The organism is Janthinobacterium sp. AD80, from assembly GCF_002878455.1.
In the GTDB taxonomy this organism is placed as follows: domain Bacteria; phylum Pseudomonadota; class Gammaproteobacteria; order Burkholderiales; family Burkholderiaceae_D; genus Janthinobacterium.
Window position 1 is genome coordinate 1 of record NZ_NRDQ01000208.1, and the last position, 3,610, is coordinate 3,610.

At 65.5% G+C, this 3,610-nt stretch carries 4 protein-coding genes; 3 read left to right on the forward strand and 1 reads right to left on the reverse strand.

Translation table 11 applies throughout. From position 1 onward, the window contains the following. The 3 genes from JaAD80_RS26905 to JaAD80_RS26915 form a co-directional block, all read left to right on the forward strand. Nucleotides 1–1,529 (forward strand): DUF4118 domain-containing protein (locus JaAD80_RS26905; RefSeq protein WP_146012558.1); only part of this gene is annotated, 1,529 nt, incomplete at its 5' end. After that, on the forward strand, nt 1,526–2,224 hold the full coding sequence (gene kdpE / locus JaAD80_RS26910) for a two-component system response regulator KdpE (protein WP_102299118.1): 699 nt from the start codon (nt 1,526–1,528) through the stop codon (nt 2,222–2,224). The genes JaAD80_RS26905 and kdpE, both read left to right, overlap by 4 nt. 144 nt (nt 2,225–2,368) lie before the next feature. Next, a complete protein-coding gene (locus JaAD80_RS26915; RefSeq protein ID WP_102299119.1) occupies nt 2,369–3,127 on the forward strand; it encodes a TorF family putative porin in 759 nt (252 codons plus the stop codon). A gap of 86 nt (nt 3,128–3,213) precedes the next feature. Here JaAD80_RS26915 and JaAD80_RS26920 read toward each other — a convergent pair. Continuing rightward, nucleotides 3,214–3,610 (reverse strand): cobyrinic acid ac-diamide synthase (locus JaAD80_RS26920; protein WP_102299121.1); only part of this gene is annotated, 397 nt, incomplete at its 5' end.

Consider the following 3,610-nt stretch of genomic DNA (forward strand, 5'->3'; position numbering starts at 1 on the left):
ACTGGCGTTACATATTGGCGGCCGGCGCCAGCCTGGCCACGGCCATCGCTTCGGTGCCGCTGCAGCCCTATCTTGACCTGGCCAATATCGCCATGCTGTCCTTGCTGACGGTGGTACTGGTGGCCGTGCGCCTGGGGCGCGGGCCGGCGGCGCTGGCCAGCCTGGTGGGCGTGGCGTGCTTCGATTTTGTCTTCGTGCCGCCGCGCTTTTCCTTTGCCGTGGGCGATTTCCAGTATGTGATTACCTTTGGCGTGATGCTGGCCGTGGGGCTGATCACGGGCCACCTGACGGCGGGATTGCGCTTCCAGGCGCGCGTGGCCTCGCACCGCGAAGCGCGTGCCCGCGCCCTGTACGAGTTTTCGCGCGAGTTGTCGGGTGTGCTGCAGACGGAGCAGATTTTCGACATCACGAAAAGCGCCATCGAACGCGCCTTCCGCGCGCGCGCTACCTTGCTGCTGCCCGATGACGAGGGGCGTTTGCAAAGCCCCGCTGGCGCGGAAGCGCTGGACCTGGGCATTGCGCAATGGGCCTTCGACCATGCGCAGGCCGCCGGCACGGGAACCGATACCTTGCCAGGGTCGGCCATTTTCTATCTGCCGCTGATCGCGCCCATGCGCACGCGCGGCGTGCTGGCGCTGCTGCCCTTGCAGGCGCCGCAGCACGGACGCTGGCTGCTGGTGCCGGAACAGCGCCAGCACCTCGACACCTTTGCCGCGCTGGCGGCCATCGCCCTCGAACGCGTGCATTACATCGACGTGGCGCAGGGCGCACTGCTGCAGATGGAGTCCGAACGGCTGCGCAATTCGCTGCTGGCGGCCCTGTCGCATGACTTGCGCACGCCCTTGACATCGCTGGTGGGCCTGGCCGAATCGCTGGCCCTGTCGCGCCCTGCCTTGTCACCCGCGCAGCTGGACATGGCCCGTTCGCTGCAGTCCGAAACCGTGCGCATGAGCGCCCTGGTGGCGAACCTGCTGGACATGGCGCGCATCGAGAGCGGCCATGTGCGCCTGAACCTGCAATGGCAGGCGCTGGAAGAAGTGGTGGGCAGCGCGCTACGCGCCAGCGGCGCGCAACTGCAGCAGCACAAAGTGCAGACGCAGCTGGCGCCCGACCTGCCGCTGGTGCGCTACGACGCCGTGCTGGTCGAGCGCGTGCTGTGCAACCTGCTGGAAAACGCCGCCAAGTACACGCCGCCGGGCAGCACCATCACCATCGCGGCCAGGACGCACGGCCAGTTCCTGCAGGTGACGGTGCTTGACGATGGTCCCGGCCTGCCGCCCGGGCGCGAAGAAGCCATCTTTGAAAAATTCACGCGCGGCGAGCGCGAATCGAACAAGCCTGGCGTGGGCCTGGGGCTGGCGATATGCCGCGCCATCGTCGAAGCGCACGGCGGCAGCATCCATGCGCAGAAGCCTGCGCCGGGGCAGGGCGCGGCCCTGGCATTTACCCTGCCGCTGGGCACGCCGCCGGCCTTGCCGGAGCCGGAACTCGATGATGCCCAAGACTTTGAAACAGGAAAACCAACATGAACGAACCTTCCGCCACCGCCTTGCTGGTCGAGGATGAACCGCAAATCCGCCGTTTCGTGCGCTCCGCGCTGGAAGACGAGGGCTGGCAGATTTTTGAATCGGCCACCATGCAGCGGGGCCTGATCGACGCGGGCACGCGCCGGCCAGACCTGATCGTGCTGGACCTGGGCTTGCCCGATGGCGACGGCATCGATTTCATCAGCGATATCCGCAAGTGGTCGGCCGTGCCCATCATCGTGCTGTCCGCGCGGGTCGACGAGCAGGACAAGATCCGCGCGCTTGACGCGGGCGCGGACGATTACCTGACCAAGCCATTCGGTGTGGGGGAATTGCTGGCCCGTGTGCGCGCCACCTTGCGCCGCCAGCGCCAGCCGGCCGCCAATGACGATGGCGTGGTGCAGTTCGGCGACGTGCGTGTCGACCTGAAGGACCGCCTGGTGACGCGCAACAGGCAGCTGGTGCACATGACGCCGACGGAATTTCGCCTGCTGTCGGTGCTGGTGAAAAATGCCGGCAAGGTGGTCACCAATCCGCAGCTGCTGCGTGAAGTGTGGGGGCCGTCGAACAGCGAAAACGGCCATTACCTGCGCATCTACATGGGCCATCTGCGCCAGAAGCTGGAAGCCGATCCGGCCCAGCCGCAGTATCTGCTGACGGAAACGGCGGTCGGCTACCGCTTGCTGCTGCCGCTCTAAACCGCTCTCCTTCCCCCGTTTGAAAACAGGCGCCGCGCGCGCCGGGGGGACGCTTTACTTAAAATTTTTACCCATTTTTTGCAGCGGCGGGCCAGCTGCGCCATGTTGGCAAAGGCCCATACCACCCATGAAGAAGAAAAAACCATGAACAAAACGCTGCTTGCACTCGCCCTTTCCACCTCCTTCACAGCCTTGACGGGCAGCCTGGCCCACGCGGAGGAGACCAAGCCGGATAATGAAATCAGTTTCAACGTGGCCGGCGTGTCCGACTACCGCTACCGCGGCATTTCGCAGACGCGTTTGAAACCCGCGCTGCAGGGCGGTGCCGACTACGTCAACAATCCCACCGGCCTGTATGCGGGCGCCTGGGCCTCCACCATCAAGTGGACCAAGGACGCGGGCGGCAGCGGCGACGTGGAAGTGGACCTGTATGCGGGCAAGCGCGGCCAGTTGAACGACGCCATCGGCTACGACGTCGGCGTGCTGGCCTATGTGTATGCGGACAACGGCTTGAAGCATGTGGCCGGCCTGGCCGATGCGGATACGCAGGAAGTCTATGGCCAGCTGTCGTACGGCCCCGCCTACGTCAAATATTCGCATGCCGTCTCGAACCTGTTCGGCATCGTCAACAGCAAGAACAGCGGCTACCTGGACATCGGCGCGAATATCGACCTGACGAATGGCTGGACGGGCAACCTGCATGCGGGCCACCAGAAGGTGAAAAACAATGACGCATCGAGCTATACGGACTGGAAAGTGGGCATCACGCGCGACTTCGGTGTGGTTTCTGGCGCGCTGGCGGTGGTCGGCACGAATGCGGGCAAGACCGCCTACGCCTCGCCCGTGAATGGCAAATTCATGGGCAAGACGGCGCTGCTGCTGACGGTCAGCAAGACGTTTTAACTGGCTGAGTTGAGTGAACAGAAAGGCGGCGCCTGCGCCGCCTTTTTCGTGCCGGAAAGGATGCTAGGCCCGAGGGGCCTGGTGATCTACGCGGCGTGGGGATGGCTGTTAAAGACCGCGCAATACAGCTGCCCCAGGCTGACCACGCGGGCTGCGGGAATTTGCGCTGCCAGCGCGTAAGCGGCAGCCCTCTGCGTGTCTGTTGCCAGCAGCACGCGCAGTGACGGATTGGCGCTGCGCGCATGGGCGATGCGGCGCGCCAGGCCTGTCTGTGCGGCGGCGTCGACGTCACCGTCCAGCGGCACCACCAGCACGCGCGCGGCGCCCAGGGCCGAGCGGCTGCCCATGGAGTCGCGGCCTTCGCTGTCGATGACGATGTCGTGATAGCAGGTCACCAGGTGCTCCAGCTCCGGCTGCAAGCCCTTGGCGCTGATGGCGCGGGCCATCAGGCGGGGCGCGGCCACGCTGCCGCGCATGCCGCCG